Annotated in this window: 21 protein-coding genes; 14 read left to right on the forward strand and 7 right to left on the reverse strand. The window is 65.8% G+C overall.

What is annotated here, in order from left to right; genetic code table 11:
* Nucleotides 1–9 precede the first annotated feature (9 nt).
* From ADT71_RS09345 to ADT71_RS33405, 7 genes are all read right to left on the reverse strand, one after another.
* The gene (locus tag ADT71_RS09345; protein WP_054436375.1) at nucleotides 10–411 is read right to left on the reverse strand and encodes a thiol-disulfide oxidoreductase DCC family protein; all 402 of its coding nucleotides are present in this window, start codon (nucleotides 409–411) and stop codon (nucleotides 10–12) included.
* On the reverse strand, nucleotides 404–937 hold the full coding sequence (locus ADT71_RS09350; protein WP_054436376.1) for a DUF4166 domain-containing protein: 534 nt from the start codon (nucleotides 935–937) through the stop codon (nucleotides 404–406). Before ADT71_RS09350 ends, ADT71_RS09345 begins: the two co-directional genes overlap by 8 nt.
* Nucleotides 934–1,407: a DUF2269 domain-containing protein gene (locus ADT71_RS09355; RefSeq protein ID WP_054436377.1), complete on the reverse strand. Its 474-nt coding sequence runs from the start codon at nucleotides 1,405–1,407 to the stop codon at nucleotides 934–936. The genes ADT71_RS09350 and ADT71_RS09355 overlap by 4 nt, the downstream gene beginning before the upstream one ends.
* On the reverse strand, nucleotides 1,400–2,254 hold the full coding sequence (locus ADT71_RS09360; protein WP_231635763.1) for an SDR family oxidoreductase: 855 nt from the start codon (nucleotides 2,252–2,254) through the stop codon (nucleotides 1,400–1,402). The genes ADT71_RS09355 and ADT71_RS09360 overlap by 8 nt, the downstream gene beginning before the upstream one ends.
* On the reverse strand, nucleotides 2,254–2,676 hold the full coding sequence (locus ADT71_RS33400; protein WP_231635758.1) for an SDR family NAD(P)-dependent oxidoreductase: 423 nt from the start codon (nucleotides 2,674–2,676) through the stop codon (nucleotides 2,254–2,256). The genes ADT71_RS09360 and ADT71_RS33400 overlap by 1 nt, the downstream gene beginning before the upstream one ends.
* A gap of 102 nt (nucleotides 2,677–2,778) precedes the next feature.
* Nucleotides 2,779–3,018 carry a hypothetical protein gene (locus ADT71_RS09365; protein ID WP_231635759.1) on the reverse strand — a complete coding sequence of 80 codons (240 nt, stop codon included), beginning with the start codon at nucleotides 3,016–3,018 and terminating at the stop codon, nucleotides 2,779–2,781.
* Between the two features lie 289 nt (nucleotides 3,019–3,307).
* The gene (locus ADT71_RS33405) at nucleotides 3,308–3,448 is read right to left on the reverse strand and encodes a hypothetical protein (RefSeq protein ID WP_231635760.1); all 141 of its coding nucleotides are present in this window, start codon (nucleotides 3,446–3,448) and stop codon (nucleotides 3,308–3,310) included.
* Between the two features lie 158 nt (nucleotides 3,449–3,606).
* Between ADT71_RS33405 and ADT71_RS09370 the strand changes: the two genes are divergently transcribed.
* From ADT71_RS09370 to ADT71_RS09435, 14 genes are all read left to right on the forward strand, one after another.
* Complete coding sequence (locus tag ADT71_RS09370) at nucleotides 3,607–4,935, forward strand: HAMP domain-containing sensor histidine kinase (protein ID WP_231635761.1); 1,329 nt, start codon at nucleotides 3,607–3,609, stop codon at nucleotides 4,933–4,935.
* Nucleotides 4,932–6,287 (forward strand): sigma-54 dependent transcriptional regulator, encoded by a 1,356-nt coding sequence (locus ADT71_RS09375; protein WP_054436378.1) that lies wholly within the window; start codon nucleotides 4,932–4,934, stop codon nucleotides 6,285–6,287. The genes ADT71_RS09370 and ADT71_RS09375 overlap by 4 nt, the downstream gene beginning before the upstream one ends.
* A 103-nt stretch (nucleotides 6,288–6,390) precedes the next feature.
* Nucleotides 6,391–6,891: an RNA polymerase sigma factor gene (locus tag ADT71_RS09380; RefSeq protein WP_054436379.1), complete on the forward strand. Its 501-nt coding sequence runs from the start codon at nucleotides 6,391–6,393 to the stop codon at nucleotides 6,889–6,891.
* Between the two features lie 94 nt (nucleotides 6,892–6,985).
* Nucleotides 6,986–7,990, forward strand: a complete 1,005-nt coding sequence (locus ADT71_RS09385; protein ID WP_054436380.1) for a FecR family protein — start codon at nucleotides 6,986–6,988, stop codon at nucleotides 7,988–7,990.
* A 147-nt stretch (nucleotides 7,991–8,137) separates the two neighbouring features.
* Entirely contained in the window at nucleotides 8,138–10,657 is a 2,520-nt protein-coding gene (locus tag ADT71_RS09390; RefSeq protein ID WP_165913245.1) for a TonB-dependent receptor, read from the forward strand.
* 37 nt (nucleotides 10,658–10,694) lie between these two features.
* Entirely contained in the window at nucleotides 10,695–12,407 is a 1,713-nt protein-coding gene (locus ADT71_RS09395) for a PepSY domain-containing protein (RefSeq protein ID WP_054436382.1), read from the forward strand.
* Nucleotides 12,408–12,422: 15 nt separating this feature from the next.
* Nucleotides 12,423–12,749: a hypothetical protein gene (locus tag ADT71_RS31275; protein WP_156336537.1), complete on the forward strand. Its 327-nt coding sequence runs from the start codon at nucleotides 12,423–12,425 to the stop codon at nucleotides 12,747–12,749.
* Nucleotides 12,746–13,084, forward strand: a complete 339-nt coding sequence (locus tag ADT71_RS09405) for a DUF3325 domain-containing protein (protein WP_197282976.1) — start codon at nucleotides 12,746–12,748, stop codon at nucleotides 13,082–13,084. The genes ADT71_RS31275 and ADT71_RS09405 overlap by 4 nt, the downstream gene beginning before the upstream one ends.
* Nucleotides 13,084–13,782 (forward strand): energy transducer TonB, encoded by a 699-nt coding sequence (locus tag ADT71_RS09410; protein WP_054436385.1) that lies wholly within the window; start codon nucleotides 13,084–13,086, stop codon nucleotides 13,780–13,782. The genes ADT71_RS09405 and ADT71_RS09410 overlap by 1 nt, the downstream gene beginning before the upstream one ends.
* A 54-nt stretch (nucleotides 13,783–13,836) precedes the next feature.
* Entirely contained in the window at nucleotides 13,837–14,781 is a 945-nt protein-coding gene (locus ADT71_RS09415; RefSeq protein ID WP_197282977.1) for a bifunctional helix-turn-helix transcriptional regulator/GNAT family N-acetyltransferase, read from the forward strand.
* 289 nt (nucleotides 14,782–15,070) lie between these two features.
* Entirely contained in the window at nucleotides 15,071–16,348 is a 1,278-nt protein-coding gene (locus ADT71_RS09420; RefSeq protein WP_054436387.1) for a serine hydrolase, read from the forward strand.
* Nucleotides 16,349–16,501: 153 nt separating this feature from the next.
* Nucleotides 16,502–17,497, forward strand: coding sequence for a dipeptide epimerase (locus tag ADT71_RS09425; protein ID WP_054436388.1), 996 nt, complete (start codon nucleotides 16,502–16,504; stop codon nucleotides 17,495–17,497).
* A 194-nt stretch (nucleotides 17,498–17,691) separates the two neighbouring features.
* Nucleotides 17,692–20,388, forward strand: coding sequence for a TonB-dependent siderophore receptor (locus ADT71_RS09430; RefSeq protein WP_082370254.1), 2,697 nt, complete (start codon nucleotides 17,692–17,694; stop codon nucleotides 20,386–20,388).
* Nucleotides 20,389–20,439: 51 nt separating this feature from the next.
* Nucleotides 20,440–21,822: serine hydrolase (locus tag ADT71_RS09435; RefSeq protein ID WP_156336539.1), on the forward strand; the 1,383-nt coding region annotated here is incomplete at its 3' end.

Raw genomic sequence — 21,822 nt, forward strand, 5'->3', positions numbered from 1 at the left:
GGGCGGCTGTCAGAGCATGCGATCCGCATCCTCCGGCAGGGGCAACCAGCACGTCTCCCGGCGGCCGAAGATCCGATAGCGGTTGCGCGCGATCAGGCGATAGGCGCGGTCCCGCACGAAACGAGGGACGAAGCGGGCCGCGCCGGCGATGCGCCACGGCCATCCCAATCCCGCGTAAATGGAAATGACGGCATCGCTGTCCCGAAGCACCTTCTTACCGTCGATCACCAGAATCGTGTCAGGGTCGAGAAGATCGACGCCGTGCTGCCGGAACAGCGCAGCCCCGATCTCGCCCTGCATCGGCGCCAGAAGGTACCGCCGCGCCCGGTCGTGCTTCAGGACGAACTGCGCATTGGCGGAGCAAAGTACGCAGTTCCCGTCGAACAGGATGATCGGGTGACCTTCAGGCATCGCGCCGTTCCATGCTGCCTGTGTAGCGAATGACACGGCCCAGCCAAGGAACACTGACCGGCACGTCGAATATGTTGCGCCCCCGCTCCTCCCGCTCGCTGGCGTGGCAGCGAGGCCGCAGCCAGGAAGGCAGGCCCAGGCCGAGAAACCGGAATTCCTCAAGGTCCAGCAGCAACCGTCCGTCCTTCACCGACAGCCGGAAAACATTTGTGGCCGGGCCCATCCGCTCCACCACGCGCCCGCCTTTGACGGAGAGCTCACTTCGATAGCTGCGGCCAGCGAATGTCCGCAGCCAGTTCTCATGGCCCTCACTTCTCTCGAAGATCACCGTAACCGGCACGCCCCGGCCCCGCGCAGGCAGATTCATCACTCGGCACAGCAGCCAAGCGGCGGGATTACGGCTGACCGTGATGTCGGCAAGCCCCTCCCAACGCTGTCTGTCGGAAGCGTCATGCGCCTCCTGCAGCAGCGGCGGCAGTGCATCCATCTCTTTTCCGAGCAACTGGCGAAACAACGGCGGGCTCACAACACGATCTCCGGTTTGGCTACCATCAGCCAGAAGATGACGATCACCCCGGCGAATGCCGGCCAGCCGAGCGCGAACCACCAGCGCGAGAGACGCAAGTAGCACGCCGGCAGCGCTTCGCCATCAGGGGTCTCGTCGGCGATCCGGCGCATCGCGATCTGGATGAAGACCACCGGTACCCAGCAGGCCCCCACGACGACATAGAGCGCCATGGCCAGCACCAGCCAGCCGCTCGTCAGCGGAAAGCCCGCGATCCGCGCCAGCCACACGCCCGTCACCGGTTGGACGATAACGGCGGGTGTCGTGAACAGCCAGTCTGCCAGAACCACATTGCGGTTCACCGCCCGACGCGCGGCCAGCGGTCCGCTCCGGTTCACCATCCAGCCGTGGAACGCGGTGCCGAGGCCGGTTCCGAACAGCAGCGTGGAACTGAGAATATGGATCAGCTTGAGAAGCAGGTAATCATCCACGGCGCGTCTCCAGAACATGCACGACCAGCGAAAGGCCGAGCACGGCAAGGTTCTTGACGAGCGGCCCGAACGGGTCCGCCCAGAGTTCGGGGGCGATCGTGGTGAGGATCGCGGTATAGACGCCCATCAGCGCCACGCCCACAAGCGCGGCGCCGTGCCGCCGGGCCGCAATGGCCAGTCCCACCGCAATGTCGGCCAGCGATCCGGCCCAGAGCACGGCGAAAGCAGCCGCGCCGCCCAATCCCAGCTTTGCGAGCCAGGCATCGATCGCGAAGCCCGGCGCCGCTCCGATCGAGACCAGTCCCCCGGCGAGCCAGACCAGCGCCAGCAACCACCGCGCCACCGGGATCACCGGCGCCAGCCGGGCTGCCGCCACGTCGGCCGCCGTCGCCGGATGCAATGCAAGCATCTGCTCGACGGGGCTGGGCCTGCCCTCCGTCGCTTCAAGAAGGTGCGCCATCGGCGCGGTGTTCCCTGCCTCCAGCATTGCCAGGCTCTCCGGTGTCGCCGGACCGATCCCGAGGCGAGCGGCCAGCGCCAGCAGATTGCGGGGGACAGCAAGCTGCGGCGCCCTGCCCCGGCCCAGCCAGCGCCGGATGACGGCAGTCAGTTCATCGGTGGTCATCGGCTCAGGCCCAACGGCATCGAGGCGATGATGCAGCGGGGCAGGCGCTCGAAGCAGACGCAGCAGGATATCGACGAGATCGTCGACATGGATCGGCTGCACCTGCCATTGCCCGGTTCCGAGACGCGGAACGATGGGCAAGGCGGCGAGCGCCGCGAACAACGCCATGCTCGCGCCCCCCCTGCCGAGCACCAGCGACGGCCGCACGACCGCCCAGCCCATCACTGTCCCATCCGCTCCGAGCCGCGCGAGATAATCGTCCGCCGCGCGCTTGCTGCATGGTAAGGCGTGACGCCGGTGTGGTCAGCCCCCAGCGCCGAAACCTGGATCACCCTGCCCACCCCTGCCGCGAGAGCCGCGTCGAACAGCGCTGTGGCACCGTGTTCGTGCACGCCGGCATAGTCGGCTCCCCGTCCGATGATCCCGGCGCAGTTCACGATCGCGTCGACCCCGCGCAGCCTTTCGGCCCATTGCGCGCGATCGTCGCGGGCGAGATCGCAGGCGATGGTTTCCACACCGGCAAGCCTGCGCGACAGGCTCGTCGGTTCGCGCCCGGCAGCGACGACCTGCAGTCCTTCGGCTACCAGCCGTCCTACCAGATGCCGCCCGATGAAGCCTCCGGCTCCGACGACGAGTACCCGCATCCCTTCCTCCTCAGGCGTCATGGAAAGCGTGGCGGGGGGTGCGGCTCCATACCGCGAAGCCCATGCCGACGAGCGCCAGAAGCACACCCATGAGAGCGCTCGTCATGGTCCCCTGCACAAGCTCGGTCGGATCGTGGCAACGCCTCTCAGCGAAACGGACAGCATCGGCGTGGCCACCATCATCACCACCGACCAGACTGCCCAGAACCGCGAGCGCTGCTCCGTCCCGCACAGTTCGGCCAGCAGGATCGAGAGCGGTCGCCACAGCACTACCGCAGCAAGCGTCGCGATCAGCGCAGTCAGCGCATAAGTCAGCAGAAGGGCGGCAATCGGTATCAACATGGCAGTTTCCTTCGGAATCGCCGCTCCGGCTTGGCGCGGCGTCGGCAACCCATTCGCAAGTGGCATGCCAATTGCTCGATCATTCCGTGAATGCCCGGAATCCGAGCTTTTTCGAGGTCCCGGCCCGCGCAGATGTTAACGACGTGAACGGAAAACGATGATAGAGCCGTCAACGATGGATACAGCGATCGGCATCACTGCCTACGTCGGCGCGCTCACGCTGACAGCGATTGCCAGCTTGCTGCTGGGAGGCTTCGTGCTGATGCGCGCCCGAAAGCTGCCGGGATCGTCACTGCTCGCCGCCTTCCTTGCCGGAGTGGGCATCTGGAGCATCGCGCAAGTGGCGCCGGCCGTCATCGGCCTGCGGGCCGGGCCGTTCACCGTCCCCCTCATCGCTCTCTCGCCCCTGCCCGCTGCTGCCTTCGTCCACCTTGTCTTTGCATTCGCGCTATGCGGATCGTTGCGCCCTGTCGCGCTGGCAAGCTATGCCCTGGCAAGCTTCGCCGCCATGGTCGGGCTCCTCTTCGGGGTCGGCGAGGTCATACCCTGGCACGGGTTTGCGGGCTTCTTCGTCCCTTCGCCGGTGGGATGGGGTGTGCTGGGCGTGGCGGCGTCCTGTCGGTCGCGGGACATCTGCGGCTCCTCCGGGTCCGGCGGCGGCAGGCCGGGCTGCAGGGACAACAGGCCGGCGCCGTATTCGTCTCCAGCCTGCTTGGCCTCGCGGCTCTCTCCGGCTTTGCCTTTCCCGCGTTCGGGATCGATGCCTACCCATGGCCGGTACTGCTCCTGCCCCTCTATTCGGTTGCGCTCGTCTACGGCATCGTGCGCCACAACTTCATGCTGGCCGATGTCTGGGCACGCCGCGCCCTGGTCTGGCTGCTGCTCATCGCGGGGGCCGGAGGGGCAAGCGTATTCATCGCCGCATTGCCGCTGGCCCTTGCGGATCGTCCGATGGGTTTCCTCGCGACCTGGACCGCACTGGCCGCCACGCTCATGCTGGGACTGGCGATCCTCACCCCGCTCAAGCGCATGGCCGATCGCTTCGTCTTTCCCGGCGCGCGGATCGAAGAAGCGGACATCGCGGGATGGCGCGACCTTCTGGCACAGGCTTCCGACGAGACAGAACTGACGGCCATGGCCAATGAGCTGCTGCAACGACACCTTGCGCTTCCTGCAGGGGGGCCCGACCTTCGGATAGACGGGGATTCCGTCTCCCTGCGCGGTTGGGAAGATGCCCCCGCAGCCACCCGCCACGCTGCCGAGCGCTTCGCCGAGATTGCCGCCGAAAGCGCAAGGCGCCTGTCCTCCGCACGCCGCCTCGTCGATGCGGAACGCGAAGCGCGCCTTGCCGAACTGGGCGCTCTTGCGGCAACGGTGGCGCACGATCTGCGAAACCCGCTGGGCATCGTCCAGATGGCCGCCACAGCCGCACCGCCCGGCGTCCGCGCCGAAATCGGCGAGCAGGTGGCGCGGATGAACGCGCTCGTCACCGATATTCTCGACTATGCCCGCGCCTGGACGGTCGCCCCCCGGCCGCTGCGTCTGAGTGAACTGCTCACCTCGTTCGGGGTGGACACCCAGGTGCCGCCGGACCTGGAAGTGATGGCGGACCGGATGGCCCTGGTCAGGGCACTGACGAACCTGATCGACAATGCCCGCGCCATGGGAACACAGGTGTCGGTGATCGCCGAGGATGGTCGCGCCGTCACCATCGACGTCTGCGATGATGGCCCGGGCATCGCGCCCGAAATCGCGGCAAACCTGTTCCGCCCCTTCGTGTCTCGCCGTCCGGGAGGGACGGGCCTTGGCCTCGCCATCGTCCGGCGGATCATGGAGGCACACGGCGGCACCGTGACACTCGCCGACCGCCCCGGCTGGTCAACCTGCTTTCGCCTGACTTTCGAGAGAGCCCTATGATCCTGCTGGCCGATGACGAACCCGCATTCCAGCGCCTGACCGCCGGATGGCTGCGCTCGCTGGGACACGAGGTGATCACCGCAGGTGACGGCGACACGGCGCGGTCCGCCTTCGAGGCCCATGGAGCCGACGTGGTCCTGCTGGACCTCGCAATGCCGCCCCACCACGATCCCGAAGCCGGTCTCGCCCTGATCCGCCAATTCGCGCCCTCTCCGGTCGTGGTGATGACAGGCCACGCGGACCAGCCCCTCGCGCTCAAGGCGATCGAGGCGGGTGCATGGGATTTCCTCGCCAAGCCGGTCGACCCGGACATGCTCAAGGTCGTCGTCGAACGCGCGCTGGAACGCGCGCGTCTGGCCCGGGAACTCGCCGCGGCCCAGGCCCGCGAACATGCCGCCGAAGACATGGGCCTTATCGGCCAATCGCAGGCCATGGTGTCCTTGCGCGACCTGATCCGCCGCGTGGCCCCCACCACCTTGCCGGTCATGGTGCTGGGGCCGAGCGGCACCGGCAAGGAACTCGTGGCGCGGGCGATACACGCTGCCTCGCCGCGCGCGGCGCGCACGCTGGTCCCGGTCCATTGCGGCGCGGTTCCGGCGGACCTGCTCGAAAGCGAATTGTTCGGCCACCTCAAGGGCAGCTTCACCGGGGCCCACGCCGACCGACCCGGGCTTGTCGAAACCGCGTCGCACGGAACCCTGTTCCTTGACGAAATCGGTGAGATGCCGGCGGCGATGCAGGTCAAGCTGCTGCGCTTTCTCGCCGATGGCAGCTACCAGCCGGTCGGCGCACGGGACGTTCGTCATGCGAATGTCCGGATAATTGCCGCCACGCACCGCGACCTTGCCGCCGCCGTGGCCGAGGGCAGCTTCCGCGAGGATCTCTACTACCGGTTGAAAGGCGTCGTCCTCAAGGTGCCGGCCCTTGAGGACCGAGCCGGAGACGTGGCGCTGCTGGCCAGGGTGTTCCTGCGGCGCATCGATGGTGCTCCCGCCCATTTTGCGCCCGGCGCACTGGAATGGCTGGAAGGCCATGGCTGGCCCGGAAACGTGCGCGAACTGCGTTCGGTAGTCGAATGCGCCGCCGCGCTGGCCCCCCAGAGCCCCGGTGGCAGGGTCATCGGCATCGCCGACCTCGCCTTCGCCATGGGAGAGGATGCCGCAACGGCCGTCGCCGAAAGCCCGCCGCCTTCCTCCCGCCAGTCGTTGCAGGAGGAAGTGATGGAACTGGAACGGCGGCGCATCACCGAAGCGCTGGAACGCACGGGCCACAATCACACGCATACCGCGCGTGAACTGGGCCTCTCCCGGGTAGGCCTGCTCAAGAAGATGGACCGGATGGCACTGCGCTAGGCGGCGAAGTTTCCACGCAGCCTAAGGCCGGCAACACTGTTGCGAACCGGTCGCAAATGCCCTAGCGGCTATCTCTCTGTAATGCTTGAACGGGTGGCGAGTCTTGGCGGATCGGGCGCTGAAACGCCTGTATCTGACGCATAAGCGCTCGGTGCAGGATTATCTTACACGGAAGCTGCGAGACCCGGTTCTGGCCGCAGACCTCACTCAGGATGCTTTCGTGCGGATCGCGGAGAGCGGACGGCTGGATACGATCGGCAATGCCCGGTCCTATCTCTATCGCACCGCGCACAACCTCGCGATAGACCACGTCCGCAAGCCGGAACGGCGCTACACCGAACACGCGGATGACGAGCGTATTGCCAATGTCCCCGAAGATATCCCCGCGGTGGATGACACCGTCGCGGCTCGGCAGACGCTCGAACGCCTGCATGACGTAGTAGGCGAGTTACCGGAACGAACCCGGCATGTGTTCGTGCTGAACAAGATCGAGGGCCTCAGCTATGCCGAGACGGCAGACCGCCTCGGCATTTCGGAGAGTTCCGTGCAAAAGCACCTGCGTATGGCGCTGGCCCATGCGATCAAGCGCCTGAAGCTCCAATAGACATGGCGATGCAGCGAATTTTACTCCCGATGGACGCGCCGACCGTCCTCCATGGTGATCGCACGAGGCGATCTTCCGTCAGGGGCGGGCGATCATGAACAGCGAAACACCTGCCGACGGGCAGCGGATCGACGATATCGCGGTGGAATGGATCATCCGGCTCGGCGGCGAACCTCTCGGCGAGCATGAAAAGCAGGCGCTCGATGCCTGGCTCCAGGCAGATCGTCGCCATGCGGCGGCCTTTGCCCACGCCAGATCGACCTGGGCCAGTCTCGGCGCCCTTGCCGAACATCCCGGCCGCCTGCTGGAAGACTTGCCCCCCGCAGCTCACGCGGTGGCTCCCAGCTTGCGGAACCGCGCCTTGCACCGGATCGTGAGCGCGGGTGCCATCGCCGCCTGCGCGGCCCTCCTCATCGGCACGGGCTCGCTGTGGTACGGCGATCCGCTGACCATGTTGCGGGCGGACTATCGCACCGGAACCGGAGAAACCCGGATGGTGACGCTGGCGGACGGATCGCGCGTGCAACTCGGCCCGGACAGCGCCATAGCCGCGCGGTTCAGCGGAACGGAACGCCGCGTCGATCTTCTGGCGGGGGTCGCAGCCTTTGCAGCCGTTCCGAAAGCACGGGCGGGGAATCGTCCCTTCATCGTGTCGGCCGCCAACGGCGAGGCACGCGCCCTGGGCACCCGCTTCATCGTGGACCGCGTTCCCGGATCGGTGAGCGTGACCGTGGCGGAGCACCAGGTCCGCGTTTCGGCGAGCGGCGGATCGACGGCCCGCGCGGCCGTCCTGTCGCCCGGACAGCAGGTCGAATATGGCGCAGGCGGTCTCAGAGTAACGAGGCGGATCGACGTGGATCAGGCCCTGAGTTGGCAGCGCGGACGCCTGATCGTCAATGCGGCGCCACTGGGAGATGCGGTCGCCCGGTTCAACCGTTACCGTCACGGCCGCATAGTGGTGGCGCGGTCCGCGCTGGCAACGCGCAAGGTCAGCGGCGTCTTCGATACCAACGACATCGAGGGCGCAGTGGCGACGATCGCAGGCGAGCTCAAACTCCGGACCATGCGGGTTGGTCCGCTCCTGACGCTTCTCTACTAAGGTTCTCTTTTTTCCGCTCCTGACGAATTTCTCGAATATTTTTACCGGACCTGCCCCACTCCCCCGTCCTTACCCTTGAGAGACGCTAATGCATGTCATTCGCGCAATTCAATCTGGCAAGGGAATGATCGAATGGGGGTTGGTTACATGGGGACCGCAAACGACGGGTACCGGGCCGCGAGTCTTGCAACGGCAAGCGTTCTGGCGCTGCTTGCCGGGGGCTTCGCGCTTCCCGTGGCAGCGGGTGCGCAGGCCCCGGTCGCTGCGCGGCAGGGACAGGTCGCGTTCGACATTCCGGCGCAGGACCTGAACAGAGCGCTGCTCACGCTTACCGACAAGGCCGGGCTCCAGATTTTCTACGACCTGGAAAAGGTCTCCGGAAAGCAGAGCACGGCCGTTCGCGGCAATTTCGCGCCGGCAGAGGCGCTCTCCCGGCTGCTGTCGGGAACCGGCCTGACGTTCCGCTTCCTCAACGGCAACCGGGTCCAGATCGAACCCGCGCCGAAATCGGGCGACGGCGCGGTGCAACTCGGTCCGGTCCGTGTCGAGGGCGCCGGAGACGCCGCAACCGGACTTGCCGCCAGTTCCGCATCGGACATGCTCTCGTCGGAAGGGTCGCGCTCCTATACGGCCCGCGGAGCCGTCACGTCCTCCAAACTGCCGCTGACGCTTCGGGAAACGCCGCAATCGGTCACGGTCATCACCCGCCAGCAGATCGAAGACCGCAACTTCATGACGATCGACGACGCGGTCGAGGCGGCAACCGGGATGTCCGCCACGACGGCCAACCTCGGTTCGAACACCTTCAACGCGCGCGGTTTCTCGGTCGGCGCAACCCAGATCGACGGTATCCCCGGCGCGGGCGGAACGACGGGCGGATACACGCCCAATTCCGCGATGTTCGACCGGATCGAAATCGTGCGAGGCGCGGCGGGACTGGTCACGGGCACGGGCAACCCCGGCGGCGTCGTCAACCTCGTGCGCAAGCGTCCGCTGGAAGAACAGCGATACGGGCTCGTCCTTCACGCCGGCAGCTGGAACCAGTTTCGCGCCGAAGCGGACATCAGTGTCCCGGTAACCGACTGGCTTCGCGTGCGCGGGGTCGCGGCTTACGAGGACCGCAAGTTCTTCGTGGACCTGCAACACGCCAAGCGGCCGCTGTTCTACGGCATCGCCGAGGTCGATGCGACCTCGACCACGCTTGTGACCCTGGGCGCAAGCTATGAGGAGAACCGGACCGACAGCTTCTTCAACAGCGGCCTGCCGCTCTATTCCGACGGTACCGACCCCCATCTGCCGCGCTCCTCACGCGGGCTCGCTCCCGGATGGAACTTCTTCGATGTCGAGGCGAGCAACATCTTCGGCAGCGTCGAACAGCAACTCGGCGGCGCGTGGAAAGCCAGGGTTTCGGCGAACAAGCAGCACTGGATGCAGGTCTACGTCTCGCCGAACATCAATGCCGCAATCGATCCGGTCACCGGAATCGGTCCGCGCCTGACCAGCAGCATCTCCAAGATCTACAACCCGCGCGACCGCCTGGGCTTCGACGGTCAGGTCAGCGGCGATGTCCGGCTGTTCGGCCGATCGCACGAGGTCATGCTGGGCGCGTCCTATGCCAGCGAGACTGTCAAGAAGCCGAAGACGGCGGTGGGAACCGTAGTCCCGGTGGTGCAATCCATCTTCGATGCCGATCCCTGGGCGACGCCGGAACCGGACTTCCCCGAACCCACGCCCACCGGTCGGTACAGCAAGACCGAAGAGACTGGCATCTACGGCGTGGCCCGGCTGAACATCGCCGATCCGCTGAAGATCATCCTCGGCGGGCGACTGAGCACCTACAAGACCGATACGCGCGCCAACCTGACCTCGGCCCATGCGCTGACCAAGGAGAGCAACGTCTTCACCCCTTATGGCGGGATCATTCTCGACGTAAGCCGCAACTGGTCGGTCTATGCCAGTTACGCCGATATCTTCCGGGTCCAGAACACCCTCTACACCGCGGATGGCACGACGCTGGAGCCCGCTGTGGGCGCGAATTACGAGTTCGGCGTCAAGGGCGAGTTCTACGGCGGCACGCTGAACACCTCTTTCGCGCTATTCCGCATCGTCGAGAGCAACCGCTCGCAGCAGGACCCGGACAACCCGGCACCCTGCGCCGGTTCGCCGACGGGGGATGCCTGTTATGTCGCCGATGGCAAAGTGCGCGGACAGGGCTTCGAAACCGAGATTTCAGGCGAAGTCGTTCCCGGCCTCCAGGTCATCGCAGGCTACACCTATACCGACACGAAATACCTGCGCGATCGCACTGGAACCGGCGCGCCAAGCGCGAACGAGGGGCTCGCGTTCAACACCACCACCCCGAAACACCTGCTTCGGGTCTGGTCGACCTATACCCTGCCGGGCAAGCTGGACCGGCTGACCGTGGGCGGCGGCGTCAACGCGCAGAGCCGCATCTACCGCCTGTCCGGCATCTACACGATCGAGCAGAAGGCCTATGCCCTCGTCAGTGCGCGGGTCGCGTTCGACGTCAACGAGCACGTGAAGCTCGCCGTCAATGCCAACAACGTGTTCGACAAGCGCTATTACCAGCGCATCGGCACGCTGGCCTCCGACAACCGCTATGGCGAACCCCGCTCGGTCCTGTTCAACGCCCGGTTCACCTACTGATGCCGGAACGCCGGTCATGCACCCCGGAGGCGGGACGATGAAGGAAGGCTTTCGCCAGTCGATGGCCTGGCTGCATACCTGGACCGGCCTGCTGGTCGGCTGGGTGCTGTTCTTCGTGTTCATGACCGGCACGACCGGCTACTTCGACGATGAGATCACCCGGTGGATGCAGCCGGAGCGACCGCTGGCCACGGTTTCCGCCTACGTGCCACATGCCCAGGGCGTAGCGAGAGCCCAGGCATTTCTCGAAAGCAAGGCACCCGGCGCGCAGCGCTGGTCGATCGGCCTGCCGGGCGGACGCGGGGAAACGGCGTGGACCCTGTCCTGGCCCAAGGCCGGCGGCGAACGGCACAAGACGCGCCCGCAGCGAAGCACGCGCGGGGAACACGGCGAAAGAGGCGGCAGGAACCAGCGCCTGGTGTTCGACCCCCAGGCGGGAAGCGCGGTGCCGGTGTTGTCCGGCGCCATGGGCCGCGAGACCGGCGGCGGCGTCGGGCTCTATCGCCTCCACTACCAGCTTCATTACGTGTCCCACGCCAGCGCCATCCTGATCGTGGGGGCCTGCACGATGATGATGTTGCTCGCAGTGCTGAGCGGGGTCATTACCCACAAGAAGATCTTCAAGGATTTCTTTACCTTCCGCCCAGGGAAGGGTCAGCGCAGCTGGCTGGACATCCACAATGTCATCAGCGTTACCGCGCTGCCGTTCTTCCTGATGATCACGTATACGGGCCTCATGTTCTTCATGTACGCCTACATGCCGGCGGCCATGAACCTTGCCTATGGTTCCGACCGGCAGTGGGAGAACGACGGCTACACCAATCCGCTCAACCCGCGCGCCAATGGGCAGTTTCAGCCGGGCGCTGGCGGCGAACGGCGCGGACCGTCCATCCCCGCCAGCGGGATTCCCGCGCCGCTCGCCGATCTGTCCGATCTGGTCATGAAGGCGGAGGCGCGATGGGGCCGGGACCGGATCGAAAACATGACCGTCACCCACCCGGGAGACCGCAATGCGCGCGTGGAGATCACGCGTGCCGCAAGCGGCCTCACCACCGGCCGCGACGACCGTCTGACGTTCGACGGCATCACCGGCGCGCTGCTTCGCGGGCCACCGGAGCGCGCACGGAGGACATGGCAGGTTCAGGACAGCATGATCGCCCTGCACGAAGGCCTGTTTGCCGGACCTGTCATGCGCTGGCTCTACTTCCTGTCCGGGCTGCTCGGCTGCGGCATGGTCGGCACCGGACTGGTGCTCTGGACGGTCAAGCGGCGGCAGAAACAGATCAGGGCCGGACGGACGGATTTCGGATTTCGCCTCGTCGAATGCCTCAACATCGCGGCGATCCTTGGCCTGCCGCTTGGCATCGCCGCCTATTTCTGGGCCAATCGCCTGCTGCCTGCGGCCATGCCCGAACGCGTGGCATGGGAGTTCCACAGCCTGTTCCTCGCGATCGGCGCGATGCTGTTCTGGGCCTCTGTCCGCAAATCCGGCAAGGCGTGGGCCGAAGGCCTGTGGACCTGCGCGGCCGCATACCTCCTGCTTCCGGTGCTGAACGCCCTCACCACCGAGCGTCATCTCGGCGTCACACTGCCCTCCGGTGACTGGGCGCTGGCCGGCGTCGACCTGACCATGCTGGCCATCGGCATCGTGCTGGCAGCGGCGGCGCGCGGCGTAAGCCACCGCCTGCCGGTAGCCCGCGTCGCTCGACCCGCCGTCGAAGGCAAGGCCGCCCGACCGGAGGCAGCGTGAATGGGCTGCACGAAAATGAGCGAGCGAGTAAAAGAAGTCGCATCGAGAGCCTCGACCCGGCACCGCCTGTCCGTCGCAAGCCGCGTAGCGGCAGCCGTCCCCGGCGCATACACCCTGACGGCGATCATGGTGATGCTGGCCGCCCAGATGCTGCTACGGGCCGGGATCGGCCCAGCGGAAGCTGTGCTGGCCGCTACCATTCCCGCCTTTCTCGTCTATGCGGCGATGGTCTGTGCGGTTTTCCACGCCAGAAGTGCCGCGCGGGCCTGGGCATGGCTGGCAGGCGCTGCAGCCCCCATCGGCGCACTGTTGTGGATCATGACCGGGCCGGTGCTGCGATGATGCCCGTTGCAAGCCTGCTTCTCTGCCTTGCGGCCTTCGCGGTACTGGCAATGTCCCTGCCGCGCCACCACCGGGACGTGCTCGGCACGACGCCTGCCCCACGGCGCGAACGCAGCCTGAAAGGGCTTGGTTGGGCGCTGCTCTCCTTGTCACCCGTGCCCTTGACGATAGGCACGGGGATATCGATCGGCATCGCCTTCTGGTTCGGCACGACCACGCTCGCGGCCCTGCTGATTGCCATCATACTCTCCTATCGCCCGCGCCTCCTCGTGCCCGTCGATGTTTCGTCGGTCCCGCTGGCCCTTGCCGCTTTCTGCCTTTCCCGGGGACTGTGATGCCAACGATCCGAAATCCACATGAAAGCTGGCAGGGTGGCAGCCGGACCAAGGGCCTGCTGATGACCATCATGGTCTACGTCGTCCTGCTCGGCCTGTTCTTCGCCCAGTGGCACGCACGCACCCGGCCCGTACCGCCGGTCAGCCTGAGCGCATTCAACGTGGCTCCCCCGGCCTCGCCGCCGGAACAGCCGCGCGAAGTGCCGCCCGGCCCCGAACAGGTCGAGGCGAAGGAAAAGCCCGCGATCGACGCGGTTCCCGATCTGCCGCCGCCCGAAATCCAGATCCCGGCGCCTCGCCCGCTGCCTGCCGAGAAGCCTGCCGATGTTTCGGATCCCGCGCCCCCTGTCGAAAGGACCACCGCCCCAGAAGTGCGCCCCGCGCCGCCGGCCCAGCAGGCGAGCAACGATAAAGCCACCTGGGAAGGCCTGATTCTGGCAGCGTTGAACAAGGTCAAACGCTATCCGCGAGAAGCACAGTTCCGCCGCCAGCAGGGCGTTCCCTATATTCGCTTCGCGATCGACCGGAACGGCAAGGTGCTGTCATCCGCGCTCGAACGATCATCGGGCATGAGATCGCTCGACGAGGAAGCCGTGTCGCTCCCGAAACGCGCCCAGCCACTGCCCAAACCTCCCGAGGAAAGGAAAGGTGCAACCATCGAACTCGTTGTCCCGGTGGAGTTCTTCCTGGCCCGATGAACATCGCGACCGGATATAGTTGACTCAGTCAACATTATGGCGATACCTGCGTTCATGGACAAGACAATCGAAACCGTTCGCACCTTCAATCGCTTTTTCACCCGCCACGTCGGCGCCATCGACGAGCGCTTCCTGGGCACGGAGACGAACCTTCCCGAAGCCCGCCTGCTGTTCGAGATTGCCCGCCGCGAACCCGTTCTGGCAAACCAGCTTCAGGACGCGCTCCGCCTCGATCGCGGGTATCTGAGCAGGATGCTCGGCCGGTTCGAGGAACGGCGCTGGATCGCGCGACACCGCACGGAAGCCGATGCGCGCGCTCGCCCGATAAGCCTGACCGCTTCCGGCCGCGCCGCGTTCGACCTGATCGACGAAAAGCAGCGCTCGGCGATCGGGGAGGATCTGGAGCGGCTGAGCACGATGGAACAGGGCGATCTCGCCGTGGCGCTCTCCCATGCCCGGCTGCTGCTGGACGACAAGGCAGCGGACACGTTCACGATACGGCCGTTCCGCACCGGGGAAGTGAGCCAGATCGCGGCGCGGCAGTCGGTTCTCTATGCGCAGAGCCACGGCTGGAAGCATCAGTTCGAAAGCCTGGTCGTTGACACCGCCGCGGCTTTCCTGCGCAATTTCAAGCCGGGGCGCGAGCAATGCTGGGTCGCTGATATTGACGGAGTCATGGCCGGAGCCGTCTTCCTGACCGATGAAGGCAGCGGCATTGCGCGGTTGCGCCTGCTCCATGTCGAACCGTTCGCGCGGCGACGCGGCATCGGCGATGCGCTGGTGCGCGGATGCATCGGGTTCGCGCGGGAGAAGGGCTATTCGCGGATCAACCTCTGGACCCAGACCAGCCTGGAATCCGCTCGGCGCATATACGCCCGGCTTGGATTCACCTGCATCTCCACCGATGTGCATCATGAATTCGGCGAACCCGTGCAGGGGGAGGCCTGGAAGCTGGAGCTTGCCGATCCTGAGAATCCCGAGCACATAATTTCCAAATGAGTTGAATTTCTCTAATTAGAGAATACTATCCGCCCCACCATGTCGAGTCTCGTTCCGTGCGCAGGAAGCGCGAAGCGAGGCTCGGTACAACTGGAAGGGGATGACGCAAGCCAAGCCGCGCGCCCGCTTCAAGGGGGTGTTACTTGATGATCCGCTTCCCACACCATTCCGCGCTTACCGGCCTTGCCCTGCTGCTGGCCACGCCGGCTTTCGCGGCTGCGCCGCCGATTACGGGACCGGCAGACCTCGGCACTGCAGTCTCGGCACAAGTCGCTGCGCAGGGATTTTTGTGTCCGGCCGCGCCGAAGCCGATGTCCTGCGCGACGATGTTCGCGCGCTCGCACCCTTCACGCAGGGCATCTCGCTGGCGGTCGACCGCGAGGCAAGAACGGTAACGGCAAGCACCAGCGGCGGCGCGCCGCGCACGGCCTTCTATCGCCCGGCGGCAGGCTGCACCTTGCTGACCGGGGACCTTTCGCCCGCCGCGCTCGATGCCCAGACGGCCAGGCTGGGTCCGGCATGGACCGGCACTGAAGGACCATGGCCGCAGCCCAAGGCCGCGCCCGCAAAGATGGCCGGCGGTGCGCTGGAAAGCGCCGTTGCCGCCGCGTTCGACGGCGTGAACACCGGCGGCTATCCCGACACCCGGGCCGTCGTCGTGATCCAGCACGGCCGCATCCTCGCCGAGCGCTATGCACCGGGGTTCGACCGCAACACCCGCTTCCTCGGATGGTCGGCCACGAAAAGCGTCATGGGCACGCTGGTCGGCATACTGGTCGACGAAGGCAAGCTCCGCCTCGACACGCCGGCCCCCATCGCGGAATGGCAGAAGCCCGGCGATCCCCGCGCCGCCATCACCTTGCGCCAGTTGCTCAACATGACCAGCGGCCTGGCCTTCGAGGAGCCCTATCGGCCCGGCAGCGATTCCATTCGCATGTTGTTCCAGGCCGGAAACATGGCATCCGTCGCCCTCGCCCGCCCCGCCGAACATGCTCCGGGATCGAACTGGAGCTATTCCTCCGGCACCAGCAACATCCTCTCCGAAATCGTCTTCCGCGCCACCGGCGGCACGCTGGAAGGCATGACGCGCTTCGCCCGCGAGCGTCTGTTCGATCGGGCCGGAATGACCAGCTTCCTGATCGAACCGGACGAAAGCGGCGTGATGGTCGGCAGTTCCTATGGCTATGCTACCGCGCGCGATTGGGCCCGGTTCGGCCTGCTTTACCTGAACGACGGAAAGGCGAACGGCAAGCGGCTGCTATCCCGCGACTGGGTCCGGTTCGCCAGAACGCCTTCGGATGGCGCGCGCCAATTCTACGCCGGGCAGTTCTGGCTCAACCGCAGCGACAAAAACGGCCCGAAAAGCACCTATTTCAGGAACCTTCCCGGCGATGCCTTCATGGCGATGGGCCACAACAGCCAGATGATCATGGTGATCCCCTCACGCGATACCGTGATCGTCCGGCTGGGCTGGACGCCGGAAGGGCAGTCCTTCGATTACGACAAGTACCTGGCTCCGATCGTGGCGGCGTTGCCCGCCTCCGGATTGGCCGTGTCCGCGCGATGACCTGACGCCGCCCGCGTTCCGCGCGGGCAAGTTCGCCCCGATCCAGCCCCGCCACTCCCTGCGCCGTGCCCGGACTATCCGGGCGCGAACGGCTTGCCGCGCCTGCATGGCCCGGCGGAACCGCGTGGTTTTCGAAATCATGGAGACTACCTGATGCATCCCCTCAAGCTCGGCGTTTCGGTTGAAACGCTCCGCCTCGCCGAACCCTTCCGCATCTCCGGCCGCGAGATCGACAGCGCCGACGTAATCGTCATCACTCTCGACGACGGCCGACATCAAGGCCGGGGCGAGGCCACCGGCGTCTACTATATGGGGGACGAGATTCCGCAAATGCTGGCCGCACTCGAACAGGCGCGCGCCGCCATCGAGGCGCATCCCGGACGCGAAGCGCTGCGCTCGATCCTGCCGGCAGGCGGCGCACGCAATGCCGTGGATGCTGCGTTGTGGGATCTGGAAGCACAGCGATCGGGCATGCCTGCATGGCAGTTGGCGGGGCTTGCCAGGCCCGCTCCGTTGCAGACGACCTTCACCATAGGCGCCGACGAACCGGCGGAAATGGCCGTGCGCGCAAAGGCCTATACCCATGCGCGCGCCATCAAGGTCAAGCTCACCGGGGAGCTGCCGCTCGATATCGCCCGGATCAGGGCGATCCGGGAGGTACGGCCTGACGTCTGGCTCGGTGTCGATGCAAACCAGGGATTTTCCATCGGGGACATGGACGCGCTGGTTGCGGCAATGGTGGAGGCGCGGGTCTCCCTGATCGAACAGCCTCTCGCCGCGGCGAGAGGTGACCTCGACGGGTATCGTTCGCCGATCCCGATCGCGGCGGACGAAAGCGCGCTGACCCTGGCGGATGTGCCGGGGCTGAAAGGCAGGTTCGACGTGATCAACATCAAGCTGGACAAGTGCGGAGGCCTGACAGAGGGCCTGCTGATGGCCGCCGCCGCGCGCGAGGCGGGGCTTGGCGTCATGGTCGGCTGCATGGTCTGTACCAGCCTCGGAACCGCACCGGGTTTCCTGCTGGGGCAACTCTGCGACCTGGTCGATCTCGATGGCCCCCTGTTCCTGAAGCAGGACCGCCAGCCCGGCGCCATTTACGAAGACGGCACGATCCGATGCGACGAGGCCGTCTGGGGCGGCGTGCGATGACGCCGCCCTTCTGGAGCCATCAATTTCTCTGAAATGACATTTATGTCTCATTTAGGATTGCAATGTCCTTTATGAGGTGTTCATATCCATGCAGTGAATCGAAGGGTTCGGTCGCGCACATCAAACAATGGCGGACACGCGCATACCGGCTCGCCGGATGCACCCTTCGACACGTCCAAAAAGGGGGTTTGAGCATGAGGTCCGGAAAATTGATCTGGCTTGCCGGCACCGCGTTGGCGGGACTGGCAGGTGCATCGCCGTCGTGGGCGGAAGAAGCGCGACAGGACGGCCAGTCGGATATCATCGTCACGGGTTCGCGCATCCAGCGCCAGGGCTTCGATGCTCCCACACCCACGACCGTGCTCGGCGCCGAGGAACTGCGGCAGGGCGACCGGCCCAGCCTGGCGCAGGCACTCAACGACATTCCGCAATTCCGCCCGACCCAGACCCCGGAAACGACCACCGCCAACGCCACGTCCGCCGCCTCTCCCGCCGACTTGCGCGGGCTGGGGCCGGTCCGCACGCTCACACTGCTGGACGGCCACCGCTTCACCGGCAGCGCGGACCTCAACAGCGTGCCGCAGAACCTCGTCAAGCGCGTCGATGTCGTTACCGGAGGCGCTTCGGCCGCATGGGGTTCGGGAGCTGTCGCCGGGGTCGTCAACCTCATCCTCGACGACGACCTGACCGGCGTGAAGATGGGCATGAACCAGGGCATATCCTCGCGCGGGGACGGTTACCGCTATGGCGGCGACATTGCCTGGGGGACGAAATTCGCGGGCGGGCGCGGGCACGTCATGGTCGGCGGTGAATATCTCGAGAGCAAGGGCGCGTTCGACCGCGCCTCGCGGCCCAACCTCAACGCCGGGCTGTTCCAGCGCGCCGATGGTCAGCTCGTGCTTGCAAACGACATCAACCTGACTGTGCTCAACCGCGGCGGTTCGATCCTGGGCCTCACCGCGGCGCCCTACAACCTGGTGTTCAATCCTGACGGTTCGATCGGACCACTTCCGCTCGGCAGCGAGACTTACGGCCAGCAGACGACAGGCGGCGGCGGGCAGAGCCTCTACGACTACATGGCCGTCAGCGCGCCCTACAAGCGAACGAACCTTTTCGCCCGCGCCAGCTACGATCTGACAGACGACCTGACGGTCTGGATCAACGGCAGCTACAACCGGATGGCGGCGAACTACGCCTTCTTCCCGGAAACCTCGGTTTCGGTGGTGATGCCGGACAACGCCTTCCTCACCGACACCGCCAGGGCGCAACTCTCCGCCGCGGGCGTATCCACGCCCTTCGTGCTCGGCCGCATCCTTGATGACGTCGGCAAGGACCGCATGCTGACTTTCGGCTATACCCGCCGCAACCTGGAAGGCGCGATAGGTCTCGATGGAAAGTTCGGCAACGGCTGGAGCTACCGGGCCTATTACGACCACGGCGAACTGCGCAGCACGCAGACGCTTTCCAACCAGCGCATTACCGCGAACTTCGCCAAGGCCATCGATGCGGTTCTGGTGAACGGCACCGCGACCTGCCGGGTCAATGCCGATGCTGCGACCGCCAACGACGATGCAGCCTGCGTGCCGATCGATATCCTCGGCAACGGCAAGATCACCGAGGCCGGCGTCGCCTATGCCTTCGGTGCCGCTTCGCAGATCACCACGACGAAACTGGATACGGCGGGCGTCAGCCTGGGCGGACAGCCGTTCTCGACCTGGGCAGGCCCGGTGGACATCGCGCTGGGGGCGGATTTCCGCTGGGAGAAATTCGTCACGAATTCAACCGATGCCCTGTCTCTGGCTGGCGCATTCTCGACACTGAACTATGCCGCGACGAACGGCAGGTTCGATGTGCGGGAGTTCTTCGGCGAGATCAACGTGCCGCTGCTCGACCTGGCCGAAACCGCCCGGCTCGAAGTCAACGGCGCGGCACGCTATTCCGACTACAGCACCAGCGGCGGAATCTGGAGCTGGAAGACCGGCGGCACGCTGCGGCTGATGAACGACCTGCTGCTGCGCGCGGTCTATTCGCGCGATATCCGCTCGCCCAGCATCAGCGAGTACTACCTGAACCGGGCAACCAACATCAGTTCCGCGCTCGATCCCTACAACGGCAACGCGGTGGCGCAGAACGTCGTCAGCTATACGGGCGGCGATCCCAGCCTTCAGCCCGAAGTCGCGCACACGCTGACCCTGGGCGGTTCCTATTCCCCCCGCTTCGCACCGGGACTGCGGCTTTCGCTGGACTATTATCACATCAAGATCGACGATGTGATCGTGACCCTCCAGACGCAGGACGTGCTCAATCTCTGCGCCGCGCAACATCCTGACGATGCCCTGTGCGGCGGGCTGATCACCCGCAACGCCAACGGCAGCCTGGCATCGGTGCAGCGCAGCTTCCGCAATCTCGCGCAATACAGGACCAAGGGCCTCGACATGGAGGCCGCCTATCAGGTGCCGCTGGGCGATGGCCGCGTGACCCTGCGCGCGCTCGCGACCCATGTCATGGAACTGCTGATCGACGACGGCGTCTCCGTGACCGATCGCGCCGGCATCGTCGGAGGCGATACCGCGTTCTCGACACCGAAGTGGCGCGTGACCACATCGGCAGGCTATGACGACGACCGTTTCGGCGCCGACCTTCGCCTGCGCTATGTCAGCGGCGGTCGATATACCAATGTCACCGGCCCGAACGGCGAACTGCCTCTGGGCAACCGGATCGCCAGCCGCGCCTACGTCGATCTCGGATTGTGCTTCAAGGTCGGAACCTTCACGCTTTTCGGCAACATAAACAACCTGTTCGACCGCGCTCCGCCGAGAACGCAATACAGCAATCCCAACTATGACGTGATCGGCCGCTATTTCTCCGGCGGAGTGCGACTGAACTTCTGAAACGGGGCGCGAGCCAACGAAGCGACAACCAAGGGGCGCAAGATCGTGCGAATGATGAAGTATCTGGCCGCCGGCGCACTCGCGCTTGCAGGCGGCGTGACCATGGCCGAAACCGCGCGGGTCGCGCCGCCGGTCGAAGCGGCGCCCGTCGGCGGCTCGCGCATCGATGGCGGGCACGTCCTCACGCGAGCGGACGCTGACGCCTGGCTCGACGGTTTCATGCCCTACGCACTCGCACGGGGAGATCTGGCAGGCGCGGTCGTCGTCGTCGTGAAAGACGGCGCCGTGCTGACCCAGCGTGGCTTCGGTTTTGCCGACATCGCCTCGCGCAGGCCGGTGGATCCGGCAAGAACCCTGTTCAGGCCCGGCTCGGTGTCAAAGCTCTACACCTGGACCGCCGTGATGCAGCAGGTCGAAGCCGGACGGCTGGATCTCGACGCGGACATCAACCGCTATCTCGACTTCAGGATTCCGCCCTTTGAAGGGAAGCCGATCACCCTGCGCAACCTGATGACCCACACTTCGGGCTTCGAAGAGGCAGGGCGCGGCCAGATCCTCGCGGACGATGCGATCCTGCCGCTCGAAACCGTCATCAAGCGCTGGACGCCGCACCGGGTCTATGCTCCCGGATCGACGCCTGCCTACTCGAACTACGGCGCGGCGCTGGCCGGGTACATCGTGCAGCGCGTGTCGGGAATGCCGTTCGAAGACTATATCGAGCAGAACATCTTCCGGCGCCTCGGCATGAAGTACGCCACGTTCCGCGAACCGCTGCCTGCCGCGCTCAAGCCCTTCATCGCGACAGGCTACGACCTGGCATCGGGCGATCCCAAGCGGTTCGAGACCGTATCGATGACACCGCCCGGCGCCGCCTCCATCAGCGGCGGCGAGATGGCGAAGTTCATGATCGCACACCTCGATCAGGGCGGCCCCCTGCTCCGGCCCGCAACGGCGAAACTGATGCATTCGCCCGCCAACGAACCCCTGCCCGGCATCAACCGCATGATGCTCGGCTTCTACGAACAGAAGATCAACGGCCGCAACGCCATCGCCCATGCCGGCGACCTGCAATGGTTCCATTCGAACCTTGTGCTGTTTCCCACAGAGCGTGTCGGCATCTTCGTTTCCCTGAACGCCATGGGCAAGGACGCGGCGGCCGGCGTTGTCCGCAATGCCGTGGTCAGGCAATTCGCCGATCGCTACTTCCCGGCACCGCCCGCGCCGGCGCCCAGGGACCTCCCGACCTCCCGACAGCACGCGGCACTTGTTGCAGGCACTTATGCGACGACCCGCACCCCGGTGGACAACTGGGCCGCGATGATCGGCTTCGCAACCCAGATCAGGGTCGGCACGGACAGGGACGGCAAGCTCTCGGTCCGGCGTTCAAGTCCTCGCGCGCGCCCGCCACTGGCTCGAATGGCCCCTCCGCCTTGT

The organism is Novosphingobium sp. ST904 (assembly GCF_001298105.1).
In the GTDB taxonomy this organism is placed as follows: domain Bacteria; phylum Pseudomonadota; class Alphaproteobacteria; order Sphingomonadales; family Sphingomonadaceae; genus Novosphingobium.

Excerpts from the sequence above, each read along its gene's own strand:
- ADT71_RS09425 (WP_054436388.1), top strand. The coding sequence starts at position 16,502 with ATGCATCCCCTCAAGCTCGGCGTTTCGGTTGAAACGCTCCGCCTCGCC.
- ADT71_RS09385 (WP_054436380.1), top strand. The coding sequence starts at position 6,986 with ATGAACAGCGAAACACCTGCCGACGGGCAGCGGATCGACGATATCGCG.
- ADT71_RS09360 (WP_231635763.1), bottom strand. The coding sequence starts at position 2,254 with ATGGGCTGGGCGGTCGTGCGGCCGTCGCTGGTGCTCGGCAGGGGGGGC.
- ADT71_RS09415 (WP_197282977.1), top strand. The coding sequence starts at position 13,837 with ATGGACAAGACAATCGAAACCGTTCGCACCTTCAATCGCTTTTTCACC.
- ADT71_RS09390 (WP_165913245.1), top strand. The coding sequence starts at position 8,138 with ATGGGGACCGCAAACGACGGGTACCGGGCCGCGAGTCTTGCAACGGCA.
- ADT71_RS09430 (WP_082370254.1), top strand. The coding sequence starts at position 17,692 with ATGAGGTCCGGAAAATTGATCTGGCTTGCCGGCACCGCGTTGGCGGGA.
- ADT71_RS09405 (WP_197282976.1), top strand. The coding sequence starts at position 12,746 with ATGATGCCCGTTGCAAGCCTGCTTCTCTGCCTTGCGGCCTTCGCGGTA.
- ADT71_RS09375 (WP_054436378.1), top strand. The coding sequence starts at position 4,932 with ATGATCCTGCTGGCCGATGACGAACCCGCATTCCAGCGCCTGACCGCC.
- ADT71_RS09345 (WP_054436375.1), bottom strand. The coding sequence starts at position 411 with ATGCCTGAAGGTCACCCGATCATCCTGTTCGACGGGAACTGCGTACTT.
- ADT71_RS09395 (WP_054436382.1), top strand. The coding sequence starts at position 10,695 with ATGAAGGAAGGCTTTCGCCAGTCGATGGCCTGGCTGCATACCTGGACC.
- ADT71_RS33400 (WP_231635758.1), bottom strand. The coding sequence starts at position 2,676 with ATGCGGGTACTCGTCGTCGGAGCCGGAGGCTTCATCGGGCGGCATCTG.
- ADT71_RS09370 (WP_231635761.1), top strand. The coding sequence starts at position 3,607 with ATGGGGTGTGCTGGGCGTGGCGGCGTCCTGTCGGTCGCGGGACATCTG.
- ADT71_RS09410 (WP_054436385.1), top strand. The coding sequence starts at position 13,084 with ATGCCAACGATCCGAAATCCACATGAAAGCTGGCAGGGTGGCAGCCGG.
- ADT71_RS09365 (WP_231635759.1), bottom strand. The coding sequence starts at position 3,018 with ATGTTGATACCGATTGCCGCCCTTCTGCTGACTTATGCGCTGACTGCG.
- ADT71_RS31275 (WP_156336537.1), top strand. The coding sequence starts at position 12,423 with ATGAGCGAGCGAGTAAAAGAAGTCGCATCGAGAGCCTCGACCCGGCAC.